Origin of the sequence: Actinomyces johnsonii, from assembly GCF_006546835.1 — a bacterium.
Classification (GTDB): Bacteria; Actinomycetota; Actinomycetes; order Actinomycetales; family Actinomycetaceae; genus Actinomyces; species Actinomyces johnsonii.
Map to the genome: position 1 here is coordinate 110,549 of NZ_VICB01000019.1, position 21,524 is coordinate 132,072.

Genomic DNA, 21,524 nt, shown 5'->3' on the forward strand with positions numbered 1-21,524 from the left:
TATGACTGAACTCATCGACGGCCTGTACTACGAGGGCGAGAAGATCGCCGACACCAAGGCCCCCCACTCCGTCCCAATCGACCGGCGCTGGGAGCAGCGCAAGTTCGAGGCCAAGCTCGTCAACCCCGCCAATCGCCGCAAGCTGGACATCATCGTCGTTGGCTCCGGCCTGGCAGGCGGTGCTGCTGCCGCCTCCCTGGGCGAACAGGGCTACAACGTCAAGGTCTTCTTCTACCAGGATTCGGCCCGCCGGGCGCACTCCATCGCCGCCCAGGGCGGTATCAACGCCGCGAAGAACTACCGCAACGACGGCGACTCCACCTACCGGCTCTTCTACGACACGGTCAAGGGCGGCGACTACCGCGCCCGCGAGGACAACGTCTACCGCCTGGCCGAGGTCTCGGCCAACATCATCGACCAGTGCGTGGCTCAGGGCGTCCCCTTCGCCCGCGAGTACGGCGGCTTGCTGGACAACCGTTCCTTCGGCGGTGTTCAGGTCTCCCGTACCTTCTACGCCCGCGGCCAGACCGGTCAGCAGCTCCTCATCGGCGCCTACCAGGCTCTGGAGCGCCAGGTCCACGCCGGGACGGTCAAGGAGTTCCGCCGCCACGAGATGGTCGAGCTCATCATCGTCGACGGCCGCGCCCGCGGCATCGTCACCCGAGACATGGTCTCCGGGGAGATCGAGACCCACCTGGCCGACGCCGTCGTCCTGGCCAGCGGCGGATACGGCAACGTGTTCTTCCTGTCCACCAACGCCATGGGCTGCAACGCCACCGCCATCTGGCGCGCGCACCGCAAGGGCGCCTACTTCGCCAACCCCTGCTACACGCAGATCCACCCCACCTGCATCCCGCAGTCCGGGGACTTCCAGTCCAAGCTCACCCTCATGAGTGAGTCCCTGCGCAACGACGGGCGCATCTGGGTGCCCAAGAAGGCCGAAGACTGCGACAAGGACCCGCGCGACATCCCCGAGGAGGCTCGCGACTACTACCTCGAACGCATCTACCCGGCCTTCGGAAACCTCGTGCCGCGTGACATCGCCTCGCGCCAGGCCAAGAACATGTGCGACGAGGGCCGCGGCGTGGGCCCAGCCATCAAAGAGCGCGACGCCAACGGCAACGAGCGGATGATGCGCCGCGGCGTCTACCTGGACTTCTCCGAGGCCATTGGCCGTCTGGGCAAGGATGCCGTCTCCGCCCGCTACGGCAACCTGTTCGAGATGTACCAGCGCATCACCGGGGATGACCCCTACGAGGTGCCCATGCGCATCTACCCCGCCGTGCACTACACGATGGGCGGCCTGTGGGTGGACTACGACCTAGAGTCCAACGTCCCGGGCCTCTACATCGCCGGAGAGGCCAACTTCTCCGACCACGGCGCCAACCGCCTGGGCGCCTCCGCCCTCATGCAGGGCCTGGCCGACGGCTACTTCGTCCTGCCCGACACCATGAACGACTACCTGGCGGACATGCTGCGCCTGGGCAAGGTCGACCCCAAAGCCCCGGAGATCGCCGAGGCCAAGCGCTCCGTCGAGGAACGCGTCGCCCGCCTCATGGCGCTGCGCGGCACCCGCAGCGTGGACGACTTCCACATGGCCCTGGGCCGCATCATGTGGGAGTACTGCGGCATGGAACGGCGCGATGCCGGTCTGCGCGACGCCATCGAACAGATCCGTGCCCTCAAGGAGGAGTTCTGGCGCGACGCCCGTATCACGGGCCAGGCCGACGAGCTCAACCAGGCCCTGGAGAAGGCCGGCCGGCTGCTGGACTTCTTCGAGCTGGCCGAGCTCATGTGCATCGACGCCCTGCACCGGCGCGAGTCCTGCGGTGGCCACTTCCGGGCGGAGTCCCAGACACCCGAGGGTGAGGCCATGCGGCACGATGACGAGTTCCTCTACGTCGCCGCCTGGGAGTGGGGCGGGGAGAACCGTCCGCCGATCCTCCACAAGGAGGACCTCGTCTACAAGGACATCGAGCTCAAGCAGCGGAGTTACAAGTGAACATCAAGCTCAAGATCTGGCGCCAGAAGAACAAGGACTCGAAGGGCCACTTCGAGGAGTACGCCATGAGCGGGATCGAGGAGCACATGAGCTTCCTCGAGGTCCTCGACCTGCTCAACGAGCAGCTCTTCGCCGAGGGCAAGGAACCCGTCGCCTTCGACTCCGACTGCCGCGAGGGCATCTGCGGTCAGTGCGGTGTGGTCATCAACGGGCAGGCCCACGGGCCGATCCGCTCCACCACCTGCCAGCTGCACATGCGCCACCTGGCGGAGGACCCCTCCTTCAAGGATGGCTCCACCATCACGATCGAACCGTGGCGCTCCACCGGATTCCCGGTACTGCGCGACCTCATCGTGGACCGCTCTGCCCTGGACCGCATCGTCCAGGCCGGCGGCTACATCTCGGTCAACACCGGGGGCGCCCCCGAGGCCCACTCGGTGCCCGTGCAGAAGGAGAAGGCCGACGCCGCCTTCGAGGCCGCCGCCTGCATCGGCTGCGGTGCTTGCGTCGCCGCCTGCCCCAACGCCTCGGCCATGCTGTTCACAGGTGCGAAGATCTCGCACCTGGGCCTGCTGCCGCAGGGCCAGCCCGAGCGTCTCGCCCGCGTGGTGAGCATGCTCAACCAGCACGACGCCGAGGGCTTCGGCGGCTGCACGAACATCGGAGAGTGCGCGGCCGTGTGCCCCAAGTCGGTGCCGCTCGAGGTCATCTCGCGCCTCAACCGGGACCTGGGCCACGCCCTGTGGAAGGGCCAGCACGCCCACTGACCTCCTCCCATCTCCCATACGCCGAGCCGGGCATTTTTCGCGTAGTCCTACGCGAAAAATACCCGACTCGACGTGAGGGGCTAGTGGATGGTGAAGGTGACCCCGGTGAAGTCCGGGATCCGGAGAGTCCCTGGATCGGCCTCAGGAACGCCGTTGCCCACGAGGAGGACCTGGGCACCGGCCCGCCGGGCCGCGGTGTAGCCGGAGGCGGCATCCTCCAACACCAGGCAGGAGGCGATCGGTACCCCCAGGAGCTCGGCGGCCTTGAGGTACGCATCAGGATCGGGCTTGCCGCGCTCGACGTCGTCGGCGGAGACGACAATAGAGGGGATGGGCACCCCGGCCTCCTCCATACGCACCCGCATGAGCTCCATTGGGGCGGAGGTGACCAGGGCCAGCGGAACATCGGCCTCGAGCAGCGCGGTCACCAGAGCCGCGGCCCCGGGGATATCCGCCATACGCCCCGCCGTGCGCACGATCTCCTCGCGGGCGAAGCGCTCGTGGATCGCGTCGTGCTCCTCCGCCGTCAGGTCCGGCAGGAACCGGCGGATCGTGTCGATGCCGGTACGGCCTGGGGAATAGGCCATGATCTCGTCGAATCGCTCACTCATGCCGTGATCTCGGGCGAAGGAGCTCCACATCGACTCCACGACCGCCGAGGAGTCCACCAGGGTGCCGTCCATATCGCACAGGATCGCCTCGGCTCGGGCAAGGGGGACCAGCTCTTCGGCGGAGCCGTCCGACGACAGAAGCTGAACGGACATGGTGCCTCCTGGAAAGCTCGAGCCGAATAATGGTGCGAGTCTCAGTCTACTCCGACCGCGTTCGACAGGAGCAAGGGGAACCTACGACAGTTTCTTTGCGGCTTCATAGATCTCTCGAGTTTTTCCAGTGGAGTGCTCGCTGTCGGTGTCGAAGGAGCCGTTCTTCTTGGAGTAGACGATGCAATTGTCCATGGAAGAACCTTTCTTGGATGACGGGCACAGCCTTATCTTTGATATCTTTGGTTGTTTCATGGCGATAGCAAGGACCGGCGCGGCGGCATCGGTGTCCGGGCCGACGAGCGGGGCGCCGCCCAGACCTCCAACTGTGATTTCAGATTCAGAACTTTCTCCCTGATATCCTCCGAGTTGAAAGAAGATTAAAAGCTTGGAGCGATCACTCGGACCGGGCGTTTGGGTGATCTCCGTAAGCAGTTTCTTGGTTGCCGGCTCTGATACGGCAGTGGTCGAAGATGCAGTCACGGTAGTATCCCAGTCATTGAGTTTGAAAGAGTCCCATGATTCTGTTCCCACTTCTTTGTCCGGGCTGGGGGCTCGGGTGAATAGGTTGTCTGGAACTTTATCGACGTCTCCGCGGTTGATTTCCAGTCGACCTGAGGAGGTGCTGATCTTGTCCACCTCCTCTCCAGTATATTCGGCTGCGGTGTTCAGCATCTCACATTCTTGTGAGGGGTTCTTCTCCGTGCTGGCCGTGTTCGCGATGGGGGTTTCGTGGTCTTCAAGCGTCAGTTCTGTTCCGTGATACTGCCATGTGAAGGTAAGGGTGGCGCTGTAACTGTCAATGCGTTTCTTCTTGGGTAGCTCTTTATCCGCTTTCTGCGCCAGGGAGCATACGGCATCTGGGTTCGTGTTCGGAGAAAGGCTGATTGTGGCAACAGTGTTGCAGTCATCGTCTCCGTCAAGAAAAGTGCAATTCGAATGAGTTACATCGACCTTCTCAACACCGTCCTGCTTCAGGAGCCAAGAGCGGATGATACTGCCCCCGCCGTCGGAGCACGCCGAGAGCGGCAGGACCGCCAGGGTGACGGCGATGACGGCAATGAAGGATGCCGCCGGCCGTTTCTCGCGCCGGGTGTGGAGGCTGCGCCCGGGGCCGTCGAGGTGGCGGAGAGGAGCGTGCTGCCTGGGCCTGTTCATGGCAGGAGCGTAGGGGTGCGTGCGGGTAAGAGGTAGGGGTATTGATCCCCGCCGTGAGCCAGGCGACGTCGGGCTCGCGCACTGGCCTCGGAGCGCCCGGGATCCCTAGCTCCAGACCCCGGAGGAGCCACGGCGGTGGGAGCCGACCAGGTGGGTATCGATGATTCCGATCGCCTCCATGAGGGCGTACATCGTCGTCGGGCCGACGAAGCGGAAACCGCGGCGCTTGAGGTCACCGGCCAGGGCGACCGACTGCTCCGACTGCGTGGGGATGTCCGCGAACCGATGCGGTCGCGGAGTCGACTCTGGCCGGTAGGACCACACCAGGCCCGCCAGGCCGCCGTCGACGGTATCCCTGAGGTGCACCGTCGCGCGGGCGTTGGTGATGGTGGCCAGGACCTTGGCCCGGTTACGTACGATCCGAGCATCGGCCAGCAGTCGGTCCACGTCCGCCTCCCCGAAGCCGGCTACGGCGTCGGGGTCGAATCCGGCGAAGGCGTCGCGGAAGGCTGGGCGCTTGCGCAGGATCGTCGCCCAGGACAGGCCCGACTGGAAGGCCTCCAGGCTCACCCGCTCGAAGACTCCCCTCTCGTCGCGCACCGGCATGCCCCACTCGGTGTCGTAGTACTCGCGCAGCAAAGGATCGGTGGCGGCCCAGGCCGGCCGGGCCAGGCCGTCATCGCCCATCACCAGGTCCGGGTTGTCAGGCTCGGTCATCGCAGTACCTCCTCGTCTATTGCGCCCGTATCGCAGCTCGGTCGGCTCGCTTCAACGGTAGTCCGGGCTGAACCTGCTGGCCCGCCCCACAGGGGCCCGGTGAGGGGCTGTCCTCCGTTCGCGTCGGCAGGCGATAGGCTGAGGGCTTGTGAGCGACCCCCTCATCCTCGGCATCGAGTCCACCTGCGACGAGACCGGTGTGGCCCTCGTGCGCGGCCGCGAGCTCCTCGCCGACGTCACCGCCACCTCCATGGACCAGTACGCGCGCTTCGGTGGAATCATCCCCGAGATCGCCTCGCGAGCCCACCTGGAGTCCTTCCTGCCCACCCTCGATGCCGCGCTGGAGAGAGCGGGCGTCGAGCTGGGCGAGATCGACGCCGTCGCCGTGTGCGCCGGTCCCGGACTCATCGGCTCTCTGACCGTCGGCATCTCCGCCGCCAAGGCCCTGGCCGCGAGCCTGGGCAGGCCGATCTACGGTGTCAACCACGTCATCGGGCATTTGGCAGTTGACGAACTGGTCGACGGCCCACTGCCCGAGCAGTTCATCGGCCTCATCGTCTCCGGCGGACATTCCAACCTCCTGAGCATCCGCGACATCGCCACCGACGTCGTTGAGCTCGGCGGCACACTCGACGACGCCGCCGGAGAGGCCTTCGACAAGGTCGGCCGACTCCTGGGGCTTCCCTACCCCGGCGGTCCGCACGTGGATCGTCTCTCCCAGGAGGGCGACCGCAGTGCCATCCGTTTCCCCCGCGGTCTGGCCGCCGGCAAGGACAAGGAGCGTCACCGCTACGACTTCTCCTTCTCCGGGCTCAAGACAGCGGTGGCCCGTTACGTCGAGTCCCTGGAGGACGCCGGCCAGGAGGTGCCCAGTGCCGACGTGTGCGCCGCCTTCTCCGAGGCCGTCAACGACTCCCTGACGGCCAAGGCGGTCCAGGCTTGCCTGGATACCGGCTGCGATACGCTCGTCGTCGGAGGCGGCTACTCCGCCAACTCCCGTCTGCGCTCCCTGGCGGCCGAACGCTGCGAAGCCACAGGCATTACCCTGCGCCTGCCGCCGCTGCGCTTCTGCACCGACAACGGAGCCCAGATCGCCGCCCTGGGATCGGCCGCCACGCGCGCCGGCGTCGCCCCCAGCCCCATGGACTTCGCCCCGGACTCAGGGATGCCGCTGGACATCAGCGTCGCTCACTGACGTCCGCCGGCGTGCTGGACGGCGGCTTGTCCACCGCACCGTCGCCGCCGGCAGGGAGGCCGGCGGCAACGCCCCGGATGATGATCTCGATCTTGCGGTCCAATCCGCCCCGGTCCAACCAACTCTCGTTCGGGGTCAGTGCCTCGGGCAGATCTGGCGCCCGAGTTGCGGTGGCGAACCGGCTCGCCTCCTCCAGCCCCGTGGAGGCGCCCCGCCCGGCGCGGGCGACGGGCGAGCGCATGACCTCGATCTGCGCGTGCGTGGAAATGACGGTGTCGCCCACGAAGTCCAGGACCACGCCAGCCTCCTCCGCCCCCAGTCCGCCGTTGACCAGGCACTGGCAGGCCCTGACCACGGGGCCTGCGAAGAGCTGGTGTGCCCACGGCACACCCATGATGACTCCGGCCAGGCCCGGGTAGCGCTCCAGCATCCCCCAGACGGCCTCGACATGCGCCCTGACCGCATCGGGCCAACTCTCCCCAGCGGACGGGACATCGGCCTCGGCGGCGATCCTCTCCAGGCAGGCGGCCAGCAGATCCTCGCGCGAGGAGATCGTGCGATACAGCCCGGAGGCCGCCACCCCCATCCGCTTGGCCACTGCGGTGAGCGTGAAGTCCGCGATGCCGAGCTCAAGAGCGGCGTCGACGACGTCGTCGCGCGAGAAACCGGGTCTCGGTCCGGTCGGTCTGCCCAGTCGTGCTGGTGATGCCATGACAGTACCGTAGTGCGCTGCGACGGCGGTTGCCCCTGCTTCAGCGGTAAGAGTAAGGTGTGCCTTATCGAGTTCTGAAAGCCATTCAGAATTAGGGTCGACGGAAGGATGGAACCTGATGAGCACGCAGGTGCAGCGGTCGGCGCCAGGGGCGTTGTCGCAGTCGTCGTCACAGGTATCGCCACAGTCGCAGGTCTCGGAAGGCGCCGGTGGGGCGGAGGACCCCGGCAAGCAGGCCCGTCGGAGCAATACCCAACGCTCCCGCCAGGGGCAGGCCGCCATCGCCCGCCTCGGATCCCCCGTGCGCACCCGCCTGCGGATCGGCCAGGTTCTTGTCCTGCTCTCCGCGGTCCTGGCGGTGGCGCCCTATATCGCACTGGTCCAGCTCGGCGATATCCTCCTGCGCGCCTACCGGGCGGGCGTGAGTCCGGACCCGCAGCAGGTGCGCTCGGCCGTCATGATGCTCGTGAGCGCCTACTCCGCCCGCCTGTTCCTGTACTTCCTGGCGCTGCTCATCACCCACCTGGCCGACCTGTCCCTGCGAGACCGTCTGCGCCGCGACATCGTCGAGCGCATCTCCCAGGCTCCACTGGCCTGGTTCACCGCCTCCACCTCCGGGCGCATCCGCAAGGCGGTCCAGGACGACACGACCCTCGTTCACACCGTCATCGCCCACGGCCCCGTCGAGCGCCTCAACGCCGTCGTCACTCCGCTGGCGCTGCTGGTGTGCGCCATCTGGATCGACTGGCGCCTGGCTCTGCTGGCGGTCTCCACGCTCGTCCTCTACGTACTCACCTACTCGGTGTCCATGCGCGGTATGAACGAGAAGACCGTCGAGATGGACCGCAAGCTGGCGGCCATCTCCTCCACTATGGTCGAGTTCGTCTCCGGTATCGGCGTGGTCAAGGCCTTCGGGCGTGTGGGGCGCGCCCACTCGGCCTACCTCGCCGCAGCCGACGAGTTCTCCGCCTTCTACCGCGCCTGGGCGATGCCCCTGGTGACCGTCACCTGCCTGTCCTTCACCTGGGTCTCGATCCCCGTGCTACTCCTGGTCAACCTCGGTGGCGGGGCGCTGCTCATCCACGCCGGCGCCGTCACCCTGCCCCAGGTCCTGGCCACGACTCTCATCGCCCTGGTCCTGCCCGCTGCGCTCATCACCATCGCCTCGATCTCCTGGTCCTACCAGCTGGCCGGCGCCGCGGCCCTGCGCCTGTGCGAGGTCCTCGACACCCCCGTTCTGCCCGCCGCCGAGCGGCCCGAGCGGCCCCGCACGGCGCTCGTCGAGATCAGTCGTGTCTCCTTCTCCTACGGGGACACCCTCGCGGTCGATAACGCCTCCCTCACTCTGGAGCCCGGCACCGTCACCGCTCTGCTGGGCCCCTCCGGCTCGGGCAAGTCGACACTGGCCACTCTCATCGCCCGCTTCGCCGACCCCGACGCCGGCGCCGTTCGCATCGGCGGCGTGGACCTGCGGGACATGGACGAGGCCACCCTGTACTCCACCGTCTCCTTCGTCCTCCAGGACGCCCAGCTGCTCGGCACCACCGTGCGGGAGAACATCGCGCTCGGGCGTCCCGACGCCGATCTGGACCAGGTGCGCGCCGCCGCCCGCGTGGCCCGCATCGACGAGGAGATCATGGCCCTGCCGGGTGGCTATGACACCGTTCTGGGGCAGGACACGGCTCTGTCCGGCGGCCAGGAGCAGCGCATCGCCATTGCCCGTGCCATCCTGCTGAACACCCCCGTCATCCTGCTCGACGAGGCCACCGCCATGGCCGACCCCGAGTCCGAGGCCGAGATCCAGGAAGCGCTCAGTGCCCTGGTCAAGGACCGAACCGTTCTGGTCATCGCCCATCGCCCGGCGGCCGTGCGCGGCGCCGACCGCATCGCCGTCATGGAGCACGGGCGCATCGTCGCCTCCGGCAGCCACGACGACCTCGTGGACGAGCCCCACTACCGCGCCCTTCTGCGCCAGACCGGCGAGCTCTACGAGGCCACCGCTCCTTCCGGCCAGGAACCCGTCGCCGTGCCGAACGGACTCACCCGAGCAGATATCGGGGCAGAGAAGGAGACTCCCACCGCTGTCAGTCCGAAAGCCGTCGACGAAGCCGATCGTCCACGGCCTGTTCCTTCGGTTCCGACGCCGGCTGCCGACGCCCCCCGGGCCGTGAGCTCCCTGCTGTCCCGCTTCCGCAGGCTCATGCTGGACTCCTCCTGGCATCAGACGCGCAGCTGTCTCATTCTGGCAGCGGCCAACGGCATCGCCTCTGGGGCCGCACTGGTTTCACTCCTGCCCGCCTCGGTTGCCCTTGGCGCCGGTGCGCCCCGATGGGGGCTGTCCTTCGGCGGCTGGCTCATCGTCTTCGTCATCTGCGGCGTCGTCGCCGCCGTCACGGAGTTCCAGGGGCAGCGCCGAGGAATGTCCGGAGCCCTCGGCTTCATGCACGATGTTCATCATGCGGTCGGTGACCGGATTGCGCGCCTGCCTCTGCGCTGGTTCGACGCCGATTCCGCCGGAATCCTGTCGCGGGCCGTCAGCCAGGAGATGGTGGCCCTGGGGGAGTCCGCCGCCCATTTCATGTACATGCTCACCTCCACGACCGCTGCCTGTGTGATCGTCTGGGCCGGAGCCTGGGCCTGGGACTGGCGCCTGGGCCTGCTACTGACCGTGGCTGCGCCCCTGTTCGCGGGTCTGGTACGTGCCGCGCGCCGCCTCCTGGACCGCGGCAAGTCCATCTCCGAGCCCGCCGAGCGCGAGCTGGCCACCCGCGTCGTCGAGATCGCCCGCTGCCAGGGCGCTCTGCGCTCGTGCAGGGCCGCCACCGGCTACAGCCGCCTGACCTCCGCTTTCGATGACGGGAACCGCGCCTCGAGGCGCGCCCTGTGGTGGGAGACCGCCGGCAACCTCGTCAACGGGGCACTGAGCCAGGTCATCGTCGTCACCATGATCGCCCTGACCGCCTCCTTCGCGGTATCCGGCACCATGGAGCCCCTCGTGGCCGTCGCCATCATCGGCATGTGCCTGCGCTTCACCACCATGCTCGACGACATTGGCGCATCCGTCATGGGCTTGGAGGAACGGCGTCAGATGATGAACCACCTCGACGCCGTCATGGACGCCGAGCTCATGGCCGAGCCACAGGCCCGTGCCGAGCTACCCGACCCGGGCGCCGTCGAGCTCGACGACGTCGTCTTCGGTTACCGCGCCGACGAACCCGTCCTAGACGGAGTATCGATGAGCGTGCCCGCACGCGCCATGTGCGCCATCGTGGGCCCCTCCGGCAGTGGTAAGACGACCATCGCCCGCCTCATCGCCCGCTTCTGGGACACCGGCTCCGGCAGCGTACGCGTGGGCGGCACCGACGTGCGCGACATGCCGACCGCCCAGCTCATGGAGCAGCTCTCGATGGTCTTCCAGGACGTCTACCTCTTCGACGACACCCTGAACGCCAACATCCGCATCGGCAACCCCGCGGCCGACGACGAGCAGGTGCGCTGGGCAGCGAACCTCGCCGGTGTCACCGAGATCGTCAACCGTCTGCCCCACGGTTGGGACACGCGTGTAGGCGAGGGAGGACGGGCACTGTCCGGCGGCGAGCGCCAGCGCGTCTCCATCGCCCGAGCTCTGCTCAAGCGCGCACCGATCGTGCTGCTCGACGAGGCCACCAGCGCCCTGGACGCGGAGAACGAGGCCAATATCGTCGCCGCGATGCAGGAGCTGCGGCGCACCTCGACACTCATCGTCATCGCCCACAAGCTCGAGACGATCGCAGCGGCCGACCAGGTGATCGTCCTCGACGACGCCGGGCACGTCGCCCAGTGCGGGTGCCACGAGGACCTCGTGAAGGTCGACGGTCCCTACCGGGGCTTCTGGGAGCAGCGCACCCGGGCCCGCGGATGGGCGCTCGTGTAGGACACAAGACATGTGCGGCGAGCCGCGCGTCGCGGGCCGGACGGCGGCTACTACCCGAACGAGTGGTATCCGGGGTACCCGTTGTAGATGACGGTCGCTTGGGGCGCCTGAGGCGCGAAAGCATTCGTGGACTCCATGAGAGGCTCGCGCTGCCCCCAGGGGTCGTAGGCCAGAATCCGCATCGCAGTGGTGTACGACTGCTGGACCGCGCTGCTCGAACCGTTTGCGGTCACAACGGTTCCGGGAAGCACCAGCTCCTCCTGATCCAACTTGAGGCACACGAGACTCATCGTTGTGGGCCCGGGGGATCCGGGGGTGTACTGATTGACCGTCTTGATGGTGACTCGCCCGCTGGCGTTATCCCAGGGGATGAAACGGCCCGAGGATTTCATCTGTTGAAGCCACAGGCCGCGCCCGTCGACGACGGTTCGCACTGCCGTGACATTGCGATACCTCCAGATCACGAACCAGGTGAGGAATCCGAGCGTGGCGAGAAGGAGCAGGCCGACAACTGTGTACGGCCCAGGAAAAAGGAGAAACGGCAGGGAGATGGGAAGAGCAACCAAAGCCAGCATAATGATGGCGATGGCGGCAGGAATGAACTGCCTGTCGATATTGCGGGAGCGAACCTCGAGAGGCTGTGGTGGGAGAAGAGGCGAGACGTAGGGGGAGGACATATCTCGAGTGTAGGGAGATCCCCAAGGCCCCGCAAAGGGGTGTGCTCCCCAATGAGACTACGGGTTGAGAGGAAATGAGTGACGGACCAAAGGGGTGAGCGCGTTCTCCGTCTCGACAAGGGGCTCTGTTTGCCCCCAAGGATCGTGCGACAGAATCCGCACGGCAGTCCGATAGTTCTGTTGAGCGATGCCGCTGGGGCCGTCGCTTCGTAGTAGAGTCTCTGGAATCTCAACCTGCTCGTGATCAAGGTTGATCACAATCAGGCTGATCGTGGTGGAACGTTTGCTGGTGTGCTGCGTAGTGGTCTTGACCATGACGCGCCCGTGAGCCTGCTGCCAGGGGATGAGCCGGTGCGCCTGCCGCGTCTGCCGTAGCTCGATACCACGTTCGTCAACGATGGTGCGCATACCGATTGCCATAGCCCCGAGTGAGAAGAACGCCCCGATGAAGCAGATCAGTAGAATTCCGAAGAATATCTGAAACAGGATGATGCCGTTTCCGGAGGATGTGAACACGACGATGTTCAAGGGGATTGCTAACGGGGACAAGAGGGCTGATGTGATAAGGAAGGCGTAGAACTTTGCCATGGTCGCACGTGAACGTAGTACGAGCCTCTTAGTCGATGGGGAGTCAGCGGATGCTGCTGCGGGGATCATGTCCTCAGTGTAGGGATCGCGCCGATGAGCGTCCACGGGATGGTCTACCCATGCGCCGCATTGGTTCCTCGGCCTGGATCGTTGATGGGCCATGGGAACCTTGCTTATCTGCGCACGGTGGTGGATTGTATACTCCTGGAGACCTGTTTAGATGATGTTCTGGGGTGCCTGCATGAAGGTGTTCTCAGAGTCTATGAGAGGCTTGTGCTGGCCCCAAGGGTCATAGGCAAGGATACGTATCGCGGTCGCATATGACGTCGCTGTGGCGGCGTACGATCTGTTCGAGTTCAGAAGGGTCCCGGGAAGAACCAGTTCCTCATGATCCATTTTGAGGAATATGAGGCTCATGATCGCCATGTTGGCGCCAGGTGTGTACTGGCTCACCGTCTTGACGGCGATGCGCCCGTGCGCGTCCTCCCAGGGAATGAAGCGCTCGAACTGTTTTGACTGTTGCAATCGCAGGCCCTGGCTGTTGACAACTGTGCAGGCCCTGTGCACTTCGACGATCTTCCATAGGTAGAAGGACGGAACGGCAATGTTTAAAGGTATCGCGATCAGCAGCAGAGGCGAGATGGCTACCGCAGGCCCCTTCAATCCCAGGACGGTAAACAACAGGACGATGAGCAGATCAAGGAGCAGGCTTATTATAAGGGAGAATACGAAGCAGATGATGAGCCTTGTTTCGGTGTCTCGGGACCGCAGGACCAGTGTGTTGGGAAGCGATGAGCTCGGATACTGTGCTGCAGGGAGTGTCATAGAGGGAGTTTAGCGTTGAGCGTCCTCAATGAGAATGGGGACTTCTTTCTTCTTTCAGGAGGTGGAGGGCGCCGGCAAGAAGGGGAAACGGCAAAGCGGGCGTCGTCGTCACCGGATGAGGTACTGAACTTCCGGTCTCCTCAGGGTCTGGACGCCGGCGAGAGGAGCTCGATTGGGGCGCAGGGGACTGCCGGCAAGGGCCTCAGTCAGAGCGATCTGATGGCTGACTTTCTCCGCCCTCCATAGATCTCGACGGCGGCGACCTGGCGTTGGTGAGCATTCACAGAGGGTAATTCACAGACGTAGAAAGCCCTGCGTTTTACCCGCGTCAGAGACCGTTCTTCTTACCCTGTGAATAAGCCTCATGGTCGCGTGCGTCATCGGCCTGCCGTTGAGTCTGGTGGATCTGTGGCGCTATCTCTCCGGCCCCAGGCCGACCCTGGTCATCGACGCCGCGGGCGTGCACGATCACTTGATCCGCGACTCGGTGGGTCTTATCCGGTGGGAGGAGATCGAGGAATTCAATGTGCGCACGCTCAACGGCTGGCTCAAGGTCGGCAACAACGACTGCGTCCTGGTCTACTTGCGCGCGCCGCAGGCGACCCTGGAGCGCCTGCGCCCCGCGCTGCCGCCGCGGGTGACGCGCCGGATGGAGAGGAGCTTCTCCCACGGCCACACGACGATTCCGCTTCCCGCCCTGCTGGGGAGCCCCGTCACCAGCATGACCAGTCTCCTGCGCGACGAGATAGGGAAGCGGACGGGCCGCTCCTGAAAGGGGAGCGGCGCCCGTGCGTCGTCAGGATTTGGCCGCCAGCGAGAGCACCTCGGTGGGGCGCAGGGGCCTGCCGGCGCGGGCCTCGGCCAGCAGCAGCCTGACAGCCGCCTCTCTCTGCCCCCCGTAGGCCCCGACGGCGGCGATCTGACGCTGGTAGGAGGCTCCCGTCTCCAGGGTGGCGCGCACGGAGTCCAGCTCAGTGGCGCAGCCGAGATCCTCGGCGACGGGAGCGAGCTCAGTGAGCATCCGCTCAACCGTGTCGCCAACCAGCTCCTCCTCGCCGGCGGAGTTGACGATGAGGATCGCGTCCATGCCGTAGCGCGCCGAGCGCCACTTGTTCTCGGCGACGTACCAGTCGGGCATCGCGTCGAGTTCCTCGCCGCGGTCCAGGGTGCGGGAGAAGGATTCCACAAGGCACTGGGTCAGCGCCGCGATCCCGGCCAGCTCGGTCAGGTTCGTGGCGGCGTCGCAGGCCCGGATCTCGATGGTCCCCAGTCGTGGGGAGGGGCGCACGTCCCAGCGGATTTCGGTGAAATCCTCGATGACGCCGGTGTGGACCAGGTCTCCGGTGTAGCTCTCCAGCTGTTCCCAGGTGTTGAACTGCTCGGGTGCGCCGGCGGTGGGCAGCTGCTGGAACATCATGGCCCGGTTGTCCGCGTATCCCGTGTCCGCACCCGCCCAGAAGGGCGAGGAGGCGCTCAGGCACTGCAGATGGGCGGTGCGCGTGAGCAGGGCCTTGAGAATCGGTAGGACCTTAGCCCGGTCCTCGACCCCGACGTGCACGTGGGTGCCGAAGATGAGCATCTGGTGGCCCCACAGCCGGGTGCGGTCCACCAGGCGGGCGTAGCGCTCGGCGTTGGTCACCTTCTGCACCAGCGGGTCTGCGAAGGGGTGGGTGCCGGCCGAGGCCAGGTCCACGCGCAGGGGGTCGGTGACTGGAAGGACACGGTCGAAAGCGAGGGCGATGTCCTCCACGCACTCTGCGACGGTTCGGCGCGCCCCGGAGACCAGCTCGATGGTGTTGAGCATCATCTCGCCGTGCACGTGCGGATCCGGGCCCACCTTCTGGAGGATCTCCTCGGCGCACTGGCGCAGGTCGAGGCTGTCGCGGTCGATGAGCGCCAGCTCCCACTCCACTCCCAGCGTGGATCGCTCCGATCTGGTGAAGGGCAGGGACTGGGGCCGGCGGGCCGGCGGCAGGTCCGTTGTCGTTCCGGCGGCGGATGCGGTGCTCTGGTTCGTGTCCTGCATGTCCTGGTCGTCTCCTCGGGTCCCTGACGGGTGCTGGCAGGTGGTGCGGTGGCTAGTCGCAGGAAAGGGCGTCGTCTTCCCGGCGCATCGGCGAGTCGGTTGATGAGCCGGCGGCGATGGGCTCGACGACGAGGACGGCGCCCTTGGCCTTGCTCCCGACGCGAGTCAGGATCCAGGTCTCCGACTCCTGGCCGCTGAGCCTCAGCGAGGCGCGCAGTGCGTCGGGGGAGACATCGACTCCGCGCTTGAGGATTTCCAGGCTTCCCACTCCCAGCTCGCGGGTTCGGGCACGCAGGGTCTTGAGCCTCAGCGGCAGGATCTCGGTGAGCCGGAAGGATCGCACGAAGGGCGCGGTCGCCTCGTCGGGGAGGCTCTCCGATGTGAGGTAGCCGATTCTCGGGCCTACTGGCCGGGCTGTCATTGCCTCGCAGAGGTGGGCGACGACCCCGGCGCGGATGGCGGCGCCGTCAGGCACGTGGATGATGCTGCCCAGATCGTCGGGCGATGAGATCGGGTCGACCTGAACCGGTGGCTCGGAAGGATCGGTGACGCTGGAATCGGTCAGCGTATGGGCGCTCGCCCCGTCGACCCCGGAGCGCAGGACCAGCGCGGAGCGTCCGGGGCCCTCCGGGGCCAGAGGACCGCACCAGATGGCGGCCTCGACGACGTCGCCGTCCACGCTCACCCACTGGGTGTGGGAGTCGGAGGGCAGAGCGGTGTGGTCGATGCCGGGGGCGACCTTGACGCCGAGAGCGGGTACTGACTCGCGCAGCGAGAGCACGCGCGACAGGGCCGGCGACCACTGCTCGGGATCGGTGATGCGCCTCCCCTGGGCCCGACGGGCCGGATCTGCGAAGATGGCGTCCACCCCTCGCTCGGTCAGGTTGATCTCCATGGCGTCGGTGCACTCGACGCTCGCATGGGGGAAGGGCATGAGGTTGATGGTGGCCAATGCGGCCGTGGCCTCATCGCGGTCGACGGCGAGCACCGGAAGATCGAGCCCGGCCAGTGCGACGGCATCACCGCCGATCCCGCAGCCCAGATCAGCGACCTTCGAGATGCCCGCAGCCGCGTATCGAGCGGCGTGGTGGGCCGAGACCGCCAATCGGGTGGCCTGCTCCAGGCCATCGGCGGTGAAGAGCATCTGCTGGGCGAAGGGTCCGAATTTGGCTGCGGCCCGGGCGCGCAGACGCTGCTGAGTCAGGGCGGCCGCCACCAGAGCGGGGGAGTGCCCCTCCTCGCGCAGGGAGCGTCCCAGCGACAGGGCCTCGGCCGGGTCGTAAGGGGGCAGGGAGGACAGAAGCTCCCAGCCCTCGGGCGTCAGGAGGAGCGCTACGTGGTTCTCAGCCATCACGACAGATCATTCCACGGCGAACCTGCCGATGCGCATGATGTCCGCTGGGTGGAGTGCGAGGAGGCCCCGGAGAGCCGGCGGGCACCCGGGTGGGTAGTGTTGTGCGTAACGCCCCGCGCTCCGGTGGGGTCGCACGACGGTGGACGGAAGGACGGGTGGGGAGGCGATGGCTGATGAGGAGCCGCGGATCGGCGCTACCGGCGCGTTTGACGCCGCCGCGGACCGCGGTGATGATCGCGGTGCTCATGGCAGGGGGGATCCGGAGCCGACTTCTCGTCCCGGAGGTGGTCGTAGAGCTCTTCTGCGGCGGCTGACACTGGTCCTTCTCTTCCTGGCCGGCGTTCTGGCCGTCGTCACGGCCGGGGCCGGCATCTGGGCCTGGACTGTCAGTTCCGGGCATATCGAGGTCGCCGGTGAAAGCGATGATGACGGCGCGGCACGGGCTCCGGTGGCGATCGTGCTGGGAGCCGCCGTGCACGCCGACGGGCGGCCCTCGCCCTGGCTGGCCTACCGGCTCGATGTCGCCGCCGACCTCTACACCAGCGGCAGGGTCGAGGCGATTCTGGTATCCGGGGACAATCGGCGCGTCGGCTACGACGAGCCTACCGCCATGCGCGACTACCTCGTCTCCAAGGGAATTCCCCACCAGGCGATCGCCCTGGACTACGCGGGCTTCGACACCTACGACACCTGCGTACGGGCCCGCAGGATCTTCGGGATCGAACGCGCCCTGCTCGTGACCCAGGACTTCCACGAGCCGCGTGCGGTCGCCATCTGCCGCACGGTCGGCGTCAGCGTCGACGGCGTCGGCGACTCGCGGGCCCGTGGCGACCGCACCACCTGGGCAGTCAGCTGGGTGCGTGAGCGTCCGGCCACGATCAAGGCCGTGGCCGACGTTGTCTCCCGGCGCGAGCCGACCCTGGGGCGCCGGGAGACGAGCGTGAAGGAGGCCATCACCTGGACCCGCGAGCACCGTCGCTGACGAGGGCTGACGCCCACGGCGAAACCGGCGCCGCGCTTTGGCACTCGCGTTGACTGAGTGCTAACGCCGTCGTAGATTCTCCGTCAGGCGCAGCGGAGTGCTCGCACTGGTCCTGGGACGCAGGCGGGTGCCTTCTGCGACTCGCACTCCTGCTTCGTGCCGGACCGGCACCCGCGACGGCGGTCGGGCGCGCCTCGGGAGGGCGATCAAGCCGATCTACTGCACGTTGAAGAGAAGGAGGAGGTCTCCGATGTCGATCTCCATCAAGCCGCTCGAGGACCGCATCGTCGTCCAGACCCTCGAGGCCGAGCAGACCACCGCATCCGGCCTGGTCATCCCCGACACCGCCAAGGAGAAGCCCCAGGAGGGCAAGGTCGTGGCCGTGGGCCCCGGCCGCGTCGACGACTCCGGCAAGCGCGTCCCGGTCGACGTCGCCGAGGGCGATGTCGTCATCTACTCCAAGTACGGGGGCACCGAGGTCAACTACGCCGGTGAGGACTACCTGATCCTGTCGGCCCGCGACGTCCTGGCGGTCGTTGCCAAGTGACCCGCTGAAATTGCTCGCGCCGCACGGCGCCGCAACGTGTTGAGGGGGAGGCACCGCATGGTGCCTCCCCCTCAACACATATGCGCAATATGCCTGCTGCATGTGTGCGCCGCGTCCGGAAGAATGTCCGGACGTGAACTGGGAACGTCTGTGCTGTCGATTCCCTGAAACAGGGCGGAGCGTCAGGCCGGTTCATTGGCGAAACGGCGTGCCTGCTGCTCGTAGTAAGCGCGCCGCTCCTCCTCGCTCATGCCTCCCCAGACGCCATAGGGCTCGCGAGTGCTTAGAGCGTGCTCCCGGCACTCTTCCAGGACGGGGCAGTCCTGACAAATGGCCTTTGCTCGTTCGTCCCGTCGTCGACGGGAACCGCCTCTCTCTCCTTCGGGGTGGAAGAAAACCGAGGAATCCATGCCGAGACAGGCCCCCCGGTACTGCCACTCCCAGAGGGTGGAGATCGGGCCGGGCAGACGCGATGAGTCGTGCATTGCCTCCCTCCCCTCCTTTGGATACGGCGGTTGGGCACACCGAACTTGATGCGCTATACGTAACGATAAGATCGCACGCGGCGTTAATCAAGAAGAATCATTCTATCTCACAACGAAATTATCTTCAGATTTGCCGAGTATCCGTGTTTTGGTTATCTGGAAACGTGCGTCATATTGTGGCGCTCGAATAGCAGAAACGTTTTGTGAATGATGTATGCATGTGGAACATCTTTTTTCTGAAACTTTCCGCGTTCATTGTTGCTTGATGTTTGGGGTGGAGGTCACGTCGTCGCCGTGGTCTCGGAGGCGGCCCGGAATCCCTCTCGGTCCTGCCCCGGCGCCCGGTACCGGGCGGGCGACGGATGAACGGGCGGGGGATATGCACGGGGCGCTCGGGTCGTCTTACGATGTCCCCGTGAGCGACTCGATCACCAGCCCTGACGCCTTTGCCCCTACCGGACTCACCTACGACGACGTGCTCCTGCTGCCCAGGCTGACCGACGTCATCCCCTCCGAGGTCGATACGACCTCCAGACTGACGCCGCGGATCAACCTGGCCACTCCGTTGCTCTCAGCCGCTATGGACACCGTCACCGAGTCGGACATGGCCATCGCCATGGCCCGTCAGGGCGGCATCGGTATCCTTCACCGCAATCTGTCCATCGAGGAGCAGGCCCAGCAGGTCAGGCGCGTCAAGCGCTCGGAGTCCGGCATGGTCTCCGACCCGGTGACCGTCGGGCCCGAGGCCACCATCGCCCAGCTCGACGAGCTCTGCGGCCACTACAAGGTCTCGGGACTGCCGGTCGTCGACGCGGCAGGCAACCTTCAGGGCATCATCACCAACCGCGATCTGCGTTTCGTCCCACCTGAGCGCTGGGCGCGCCTGACCGTACGCGAGTGCATGACGCCGCGCGAGCGCCTCATCACCGGAGCCACCGGAATCTCGCGGGAGGACGCCAAGGCTCTCCTGGCCGAGCACCGCATCGAGAAGCTCCCCCTTGTCGACCCTGAGGGGCGCCTGACCGGCCTCATCACCGTCAAGGACTTCGTCAAGACCGAGCAGTACCCCAATGCCACCAAGGACGCTGAGGGGCGCCTCGTGGTGGGCGCCGCAGTCGGTTACTGGGGGGACACCTGGGACCGTGCCGGAGCCCTGGCCGAGGCCGGTGCGGACGTCCTCATCGTCGACACCGCCAACGGCGGCGCCAAGCTGGCGCTGGAGATGATCTCCCGCCTCAAGTCCGACTCCGCCTTCAGCGGCATCGAGGTCATCGGCGGCAACGTCGCCACCCGCGAGGGTGCCCAGGCGCTCATCGACGCCGGGGTCGACGCCGTCAAGGTGGGGGTGGGGCCCGGTTCCATCTGCACCACCCGCGTCGTGGCCGGCGTGGGCGTGCCCCAGGTGACGGCCATCTACGAGGCCGCTCACGCCTGCAACCCCGCCGGCATCCCGCTCATCGCTGACGGCGGCCTGCAGTACTCCGGGGACATCGCCAAGGCCCTCGTGGCCGGTGCGGAGACGGTTATGCTCGGCTCCCTCCTGGCCGGCTGCACGGAGTCTCCCGGGGACCTCGTCTTCGTCAACGGCAAGCAGTGGAAGCGCTATCGCGGTATGGGGTCGCTGGGCGCCATGAGCTCGCGCGGGCGCACCTCCTACTCCAAGGACCGCTACTTCCAGGCCGATGTCTCCTCCGACTCCAAGATCGTCCCTGAGGGCATCGAAGGCCAGGTCCCCTACTCCGGGGCGCTGGGCGACGTCGTCTACCAGCTCATGGGCGGGCTGCACCAGTCCATGTTCTATGTGGGTGCGCGCACGATCCCCGAGCTCAAGGAGCGCGGGCAGTTCGTGCGCATCACGAGCGCCGGGCTCAAGGAGTCCCACCCCCACGACGTCAAGATGACCGTCGAGGCCCCCAACTACACCGGGCGCGACAGCGCCTGAGCCCGTGGGCCGTTCCTCCGCGAGCTCTGCGGCTCAGCACGCGGGGGAGTCCGGCAGGGGCCAGGCGATCTGGGCCGGGGCGCGCGAGGGGTTCTTGCGCGCCAGCCACTCGTTGAAGGACTCGGCCCAGCGACGGTGGGCCCGGGCCTGGAAGGCCACGAGCTCCTCCGGCCCGAGATCCGCTACCTGCGGGTGCGCGATGGCCAGGGCCTCGAGCACGTCGAGGGTGGCGGCCACGTCCACATCCGCGCTGTGCAGGGCCTCATCGAGCTGAATGCCGTAGACCTCGCAGAGGTCGCCCAGGCGGCGCTTACCCCGGCGGTAACGGTCCACGGCCCGGTCCAGGACCAGGGGATCGGCGATGGGACCCGGCTCGCGATTCAGGCGCTCGCGGATCGTGGGCAGGCCGTGGCGGGCGAGCTCGGACTCCATGAGCGTCAGGTCGTAGGAGGCGTTGAAGATGACCACCGGGGTGCCTGCTGCCATCGCGGACACCAGAAGATCGCTCACCTCCGCCAGCACTTCGGTCACCGGCCTCCCCTCTGCCCGGGCCCGTTCGGTGGTCACGCCGTGGACCGCGGAGGCCGCTTCGGGGATCTCTACACCGGGGTCGGCGAGCCAGGTGGTCACCGACTGCCGCCTGTCCCCGCCGGACGACCGCTCGCCGCGCCAGACCAGTGCCGCCGTGACGAGGCGGTCCTGGCCGGGGTCCACGCCGGTGGTCTCGGTGTCGAAACCGAGCAGGGGACCGAAGGGCCAGGCGGGGAAAGCGGCGGGGGCGGCGTCGGATGCGGGGGCGGGCCGGTGGGTGCTCATGCCCCCAGCATGCCACCGGGGTATGACGCCTATGTAAGTCGCCAAGTTGCCCCTGCC

The 21,524-nt window shown here is 66.7% G+C and carries 19 protein-coding genes; 8 read left to right on the plus strand and 11 right to left on the minus strand.

Annotation, left to right across the window (positions count from 1 at the left end):
• The first annotated feature begins 1 nt into the window (after position 1).
• Together FK256_RS11300 and FK256_RS11305 are read left to right on the plus strand one after the other, a co-directional pair.
• Positions 2-2,002 (plus strand): fumarate reductase/succinate dehydrogenase flavoprotein subunit, encoded by a 2,001-nt coding sequence (locus FK256_RS11300; protein WP_021605794.1) that lies wholly within the window; start codon positions 2-4, stop codon positions 2,000-2,002.
• Positions 1,999-2,769: a succinate dehydrogenase/fumarate reductase iron-sulfur subunit gene (locus FK256_RS11305; RefSeq protein WP_003785183.1), complete on the plus strand. Its 771-nt coding sequence runs from the start codon at positions 1,999-2,001 to the stop codon at positions 2,767-2,769. Before FK256_RS11300 ends, FK256_RS11305 begins: the two co-directional genes overlap by 4 nt.
• An 80-nt stretch (positions 2,770-2,849) precedes the next feature.
• On the opposite strand, the gene FK256_RS11310 is transcribed toward FK256_RS11305, so the two are convergent.
• The 3 genes from FK256_RS11310 to FK256_RS11320 form a co-directional block, all read right to left on the minus strand.
• Positions 2,850-3,533 (minus strand): HAD-IA family hydrolase, encoded by a 684-nt coding sequence (locus tag FK256_RS11310; RefSeq protein ID WP_021605795.1) that lies wholly within the window; start codon positions 3,531-3,533, stop codon positions 2,850-2,852.
• 81 nt (positions 3,534-3,614) lie between these two features.
• Positions 3,615-4,688: a hypothetical protein gene (locus FK256_RS11315; RefSeq protein ID WP_141424812.1), complete on the minus strand. Its 1,074-nt coding sequence runs from the start codon at positions 4,686-4,688 to the stop codon at positions 3,615-3,617.
• Between the two features lie 105 nt (positions 4,689-4,793).
• Entirely contained in the window at positions 4,794-5,405 is a 612-nt protein-coding gene (locus FK256_RS11320; RefSeq protein ID WP_141424813.1) for a DNA-3-methyladenine glycosylase I, read from the minus strand.
• Positions 5,406-5,553: 148 nt separating this feature from the next.
• Here FK256_RS11320 and tsaD point away from each other — a divergent pair, with 148 nt between their 5' ends.
• Positions 5,554-6,600 (plus strand): tRNA (adenosine(37)-N6)-threonylcarbamoyltransferase complex transferase subunit TsaD, encoded by a 1,047-nt coding sequence (gene tsaD / locus FK256_RS11325; RefSeq protein ID WP_141424814.1) that lies wholly within the window; start codon positions 5,554-5,556, stop codon positions 6,598-6,600.
• Here the strand turns inward: tsaD and FK256_RS11330 are convergent.
• Entirely contained in the window at positions 6,584-7,312 is a 729-nt protein-coding gene (locus tag FK256_RS11330; RefSeq protein ID WP_141424815.1) for a TetR/AcrR family transcriptional regulator, read from the minus strand. The genes tsaD and FK256_RS11330 overlap by 17 nt on opposite strands.
• Before the next feature lie 118 nt (positions 7,313-7,430).
• Between FK256_RS11330 and FK256_RS11335 the strand changes: the two genes are divergently transcribed.
• On the plus strand, positions 7,431-11,225 hold the full coding sequence (locus FK256_RS11335; RefSeq protein WP_141424816.1) for an ABC transporter ATP-binding protein: 3,795 nt from the start codon (positions 7,431-7,433) through the stop codon (positions 11,223-11,225).
• Between the two features lie 50 nt (positions 11,226-11,275).
• Here the strand turns inward: FK256_RS11335 and FK256_RS11340 are convergent, their stop codons facing one another.
• The 3 genes from FK256_RS11340 to FK256_RS11350 form a co-directional block, all read right to left on the minus strand.
• On the minus strand, positions 11,276-11,902 hold the full coding sequence (locus FK256_RS11340) for a hypothetical protein (RefSeq protein WP_141424817.1): 627 nt from the start codon (positions 11,900-11,902) through the stop codon (positions 11,276-11,278).
• Between the two features lie 57 nt (positions 11,903-11,959).
• A complete protein-coding gene (locus FK256_RS11345) occupies positions 11,960-12,490 on the minus strand; it encodes a hypothetical protein (protein WP_009233317.1) in 531 nt (176 codons plus the stop codon).
• A gap of 216 nt (positions 12,491-12,706) precedes the next feature.
• Entirely contained in the window at positions 12,707-13,315 is a 609-nt protein-coding gene (locus FK256_RS11350) for a hypothetical protein (RefSeq protein WP_141424818.1), read from the minus strand.
• Between the two features lie 364 nt (positions 13,316-13,679).
• On the opposite strand from FK256_RS11350, the gene FK256_RS11355 reads away from it, so the two are divergent.
• Positions 13,680-14,087, plus strand: coding sequence for a hypothetical protein (locus FK256_RS11355; protein ID WP_141424819.1), 408 nt, complete (start codon positions 13,680-13,682; stop codon positions 14,085-14,087).
• A 24-nt stretch (positions 14,088-14,111) separates the two neighbouring features.
• Here the strand turns inward: FK256_RS11355 and FK256_RS11360 are convergent, their stop codons facing one another.
• Together FK256_RS11360 and FK256_RS11365 are read right to left on the minus strand one after the other, a co-directional pair.
• Positions 14,112-15,341: a glutamate--cysteine ligase gene (locus FK256_RS11360; protein WP_021605806.1), complete on the minus strand. Its 1,230-nt coding sequence runs from the start codon at positions 15,339-15,341 to the stop codon at positions 14,112-14,114.
• A 52-nt stretch (positions 15,342-15,393) separates the two neighbouring features.
• The gene (locus FK256_RS11365) at positions 15,394-16,692 is read right to left on the minus strand and encodes a class I SAM-dependent methyltransferase (RefSeq protein WP_141424820.1); all 1,299 of its coding nucleotides are present in this window, start codon (positions 16,690-16,692) and stop codon (positions 15,394-15,396) included.
• Between the two features lie 169 nt (positions 16,693-16,861).
• On the opposite strand from FK256_RS11365, the gene FK256_RS11370 reads away from it, so the two are divergent.
• The gene (locus FK256_RS11370; RefSeq protein ID WP_141424821.1) at positions 16,862-17,677 is read left to right on the plus strand and encodes a SanA/YdcF family protein; all 816 of its coding nucleotides are present in this window, start codon (positions 16,862-16,864) and stop codon (positions 17,675-17,677) included.
• A gap of 250 nt (positions 17,678-17,927) precedes the next feature.
• Positions 17,928-18,224, plus strand: coding sequence for a co-chaperone GroES (gene groES, locus FK256_RS11375; protein ID WP_009233324.1), 297 nt, complete (start codon positions 17,928-17,930; stop codon positions 18,222-18,224).
• A 182-nt stretch (positions 18,225-18,406) separates the two neighbouring features.
• On the opposite strand, the gene FK256_RS11380 is transcribed toward groES, so the two are convergent.
• Entirely contained in the window at positions 18,407-18,709 is a 303-nt protein-coding gene (locus tag FK256_RS11380; protein ID WP_003781130.1) for a WhiB family transcriptional regulator, read from the minus strand.
• Between the two features lie 379 nt (positions 18,710-19,088).
• Here FK256_RS11380 and guaB point away from each other — a divergent pair, with 379 nt between their 5' ends.
• Positions 19,089-20,651, plus strand: a complete 1,563-nt coding sequence (guaB, locus tag FK256_RS11385) for an IMP dehydrogenase (protein ID WP_244936391.1) — start codon at positions 19,089-19,091, stop codon at positions 20,649-20,651.
• Between the two features lie 33 nt (positions 20,652-20,684).
• On the opposite strand, the gene FK256_RS11390 is transcribed toward guaB, so the two are convergent.
• Positions 20,685-21,467 (minus strand): exonuclease domain-containing protein, encoded by a 783-nt coding sequence (locus FK256_RS11390; RefSeq protein WP_141424823.1) that lies wholly within the window; start codon positions 21,465-21,467, stop codon positions 20,685-20,687.
• Positions 21,468-21,524: the final 57 nt, after the last annotated feature.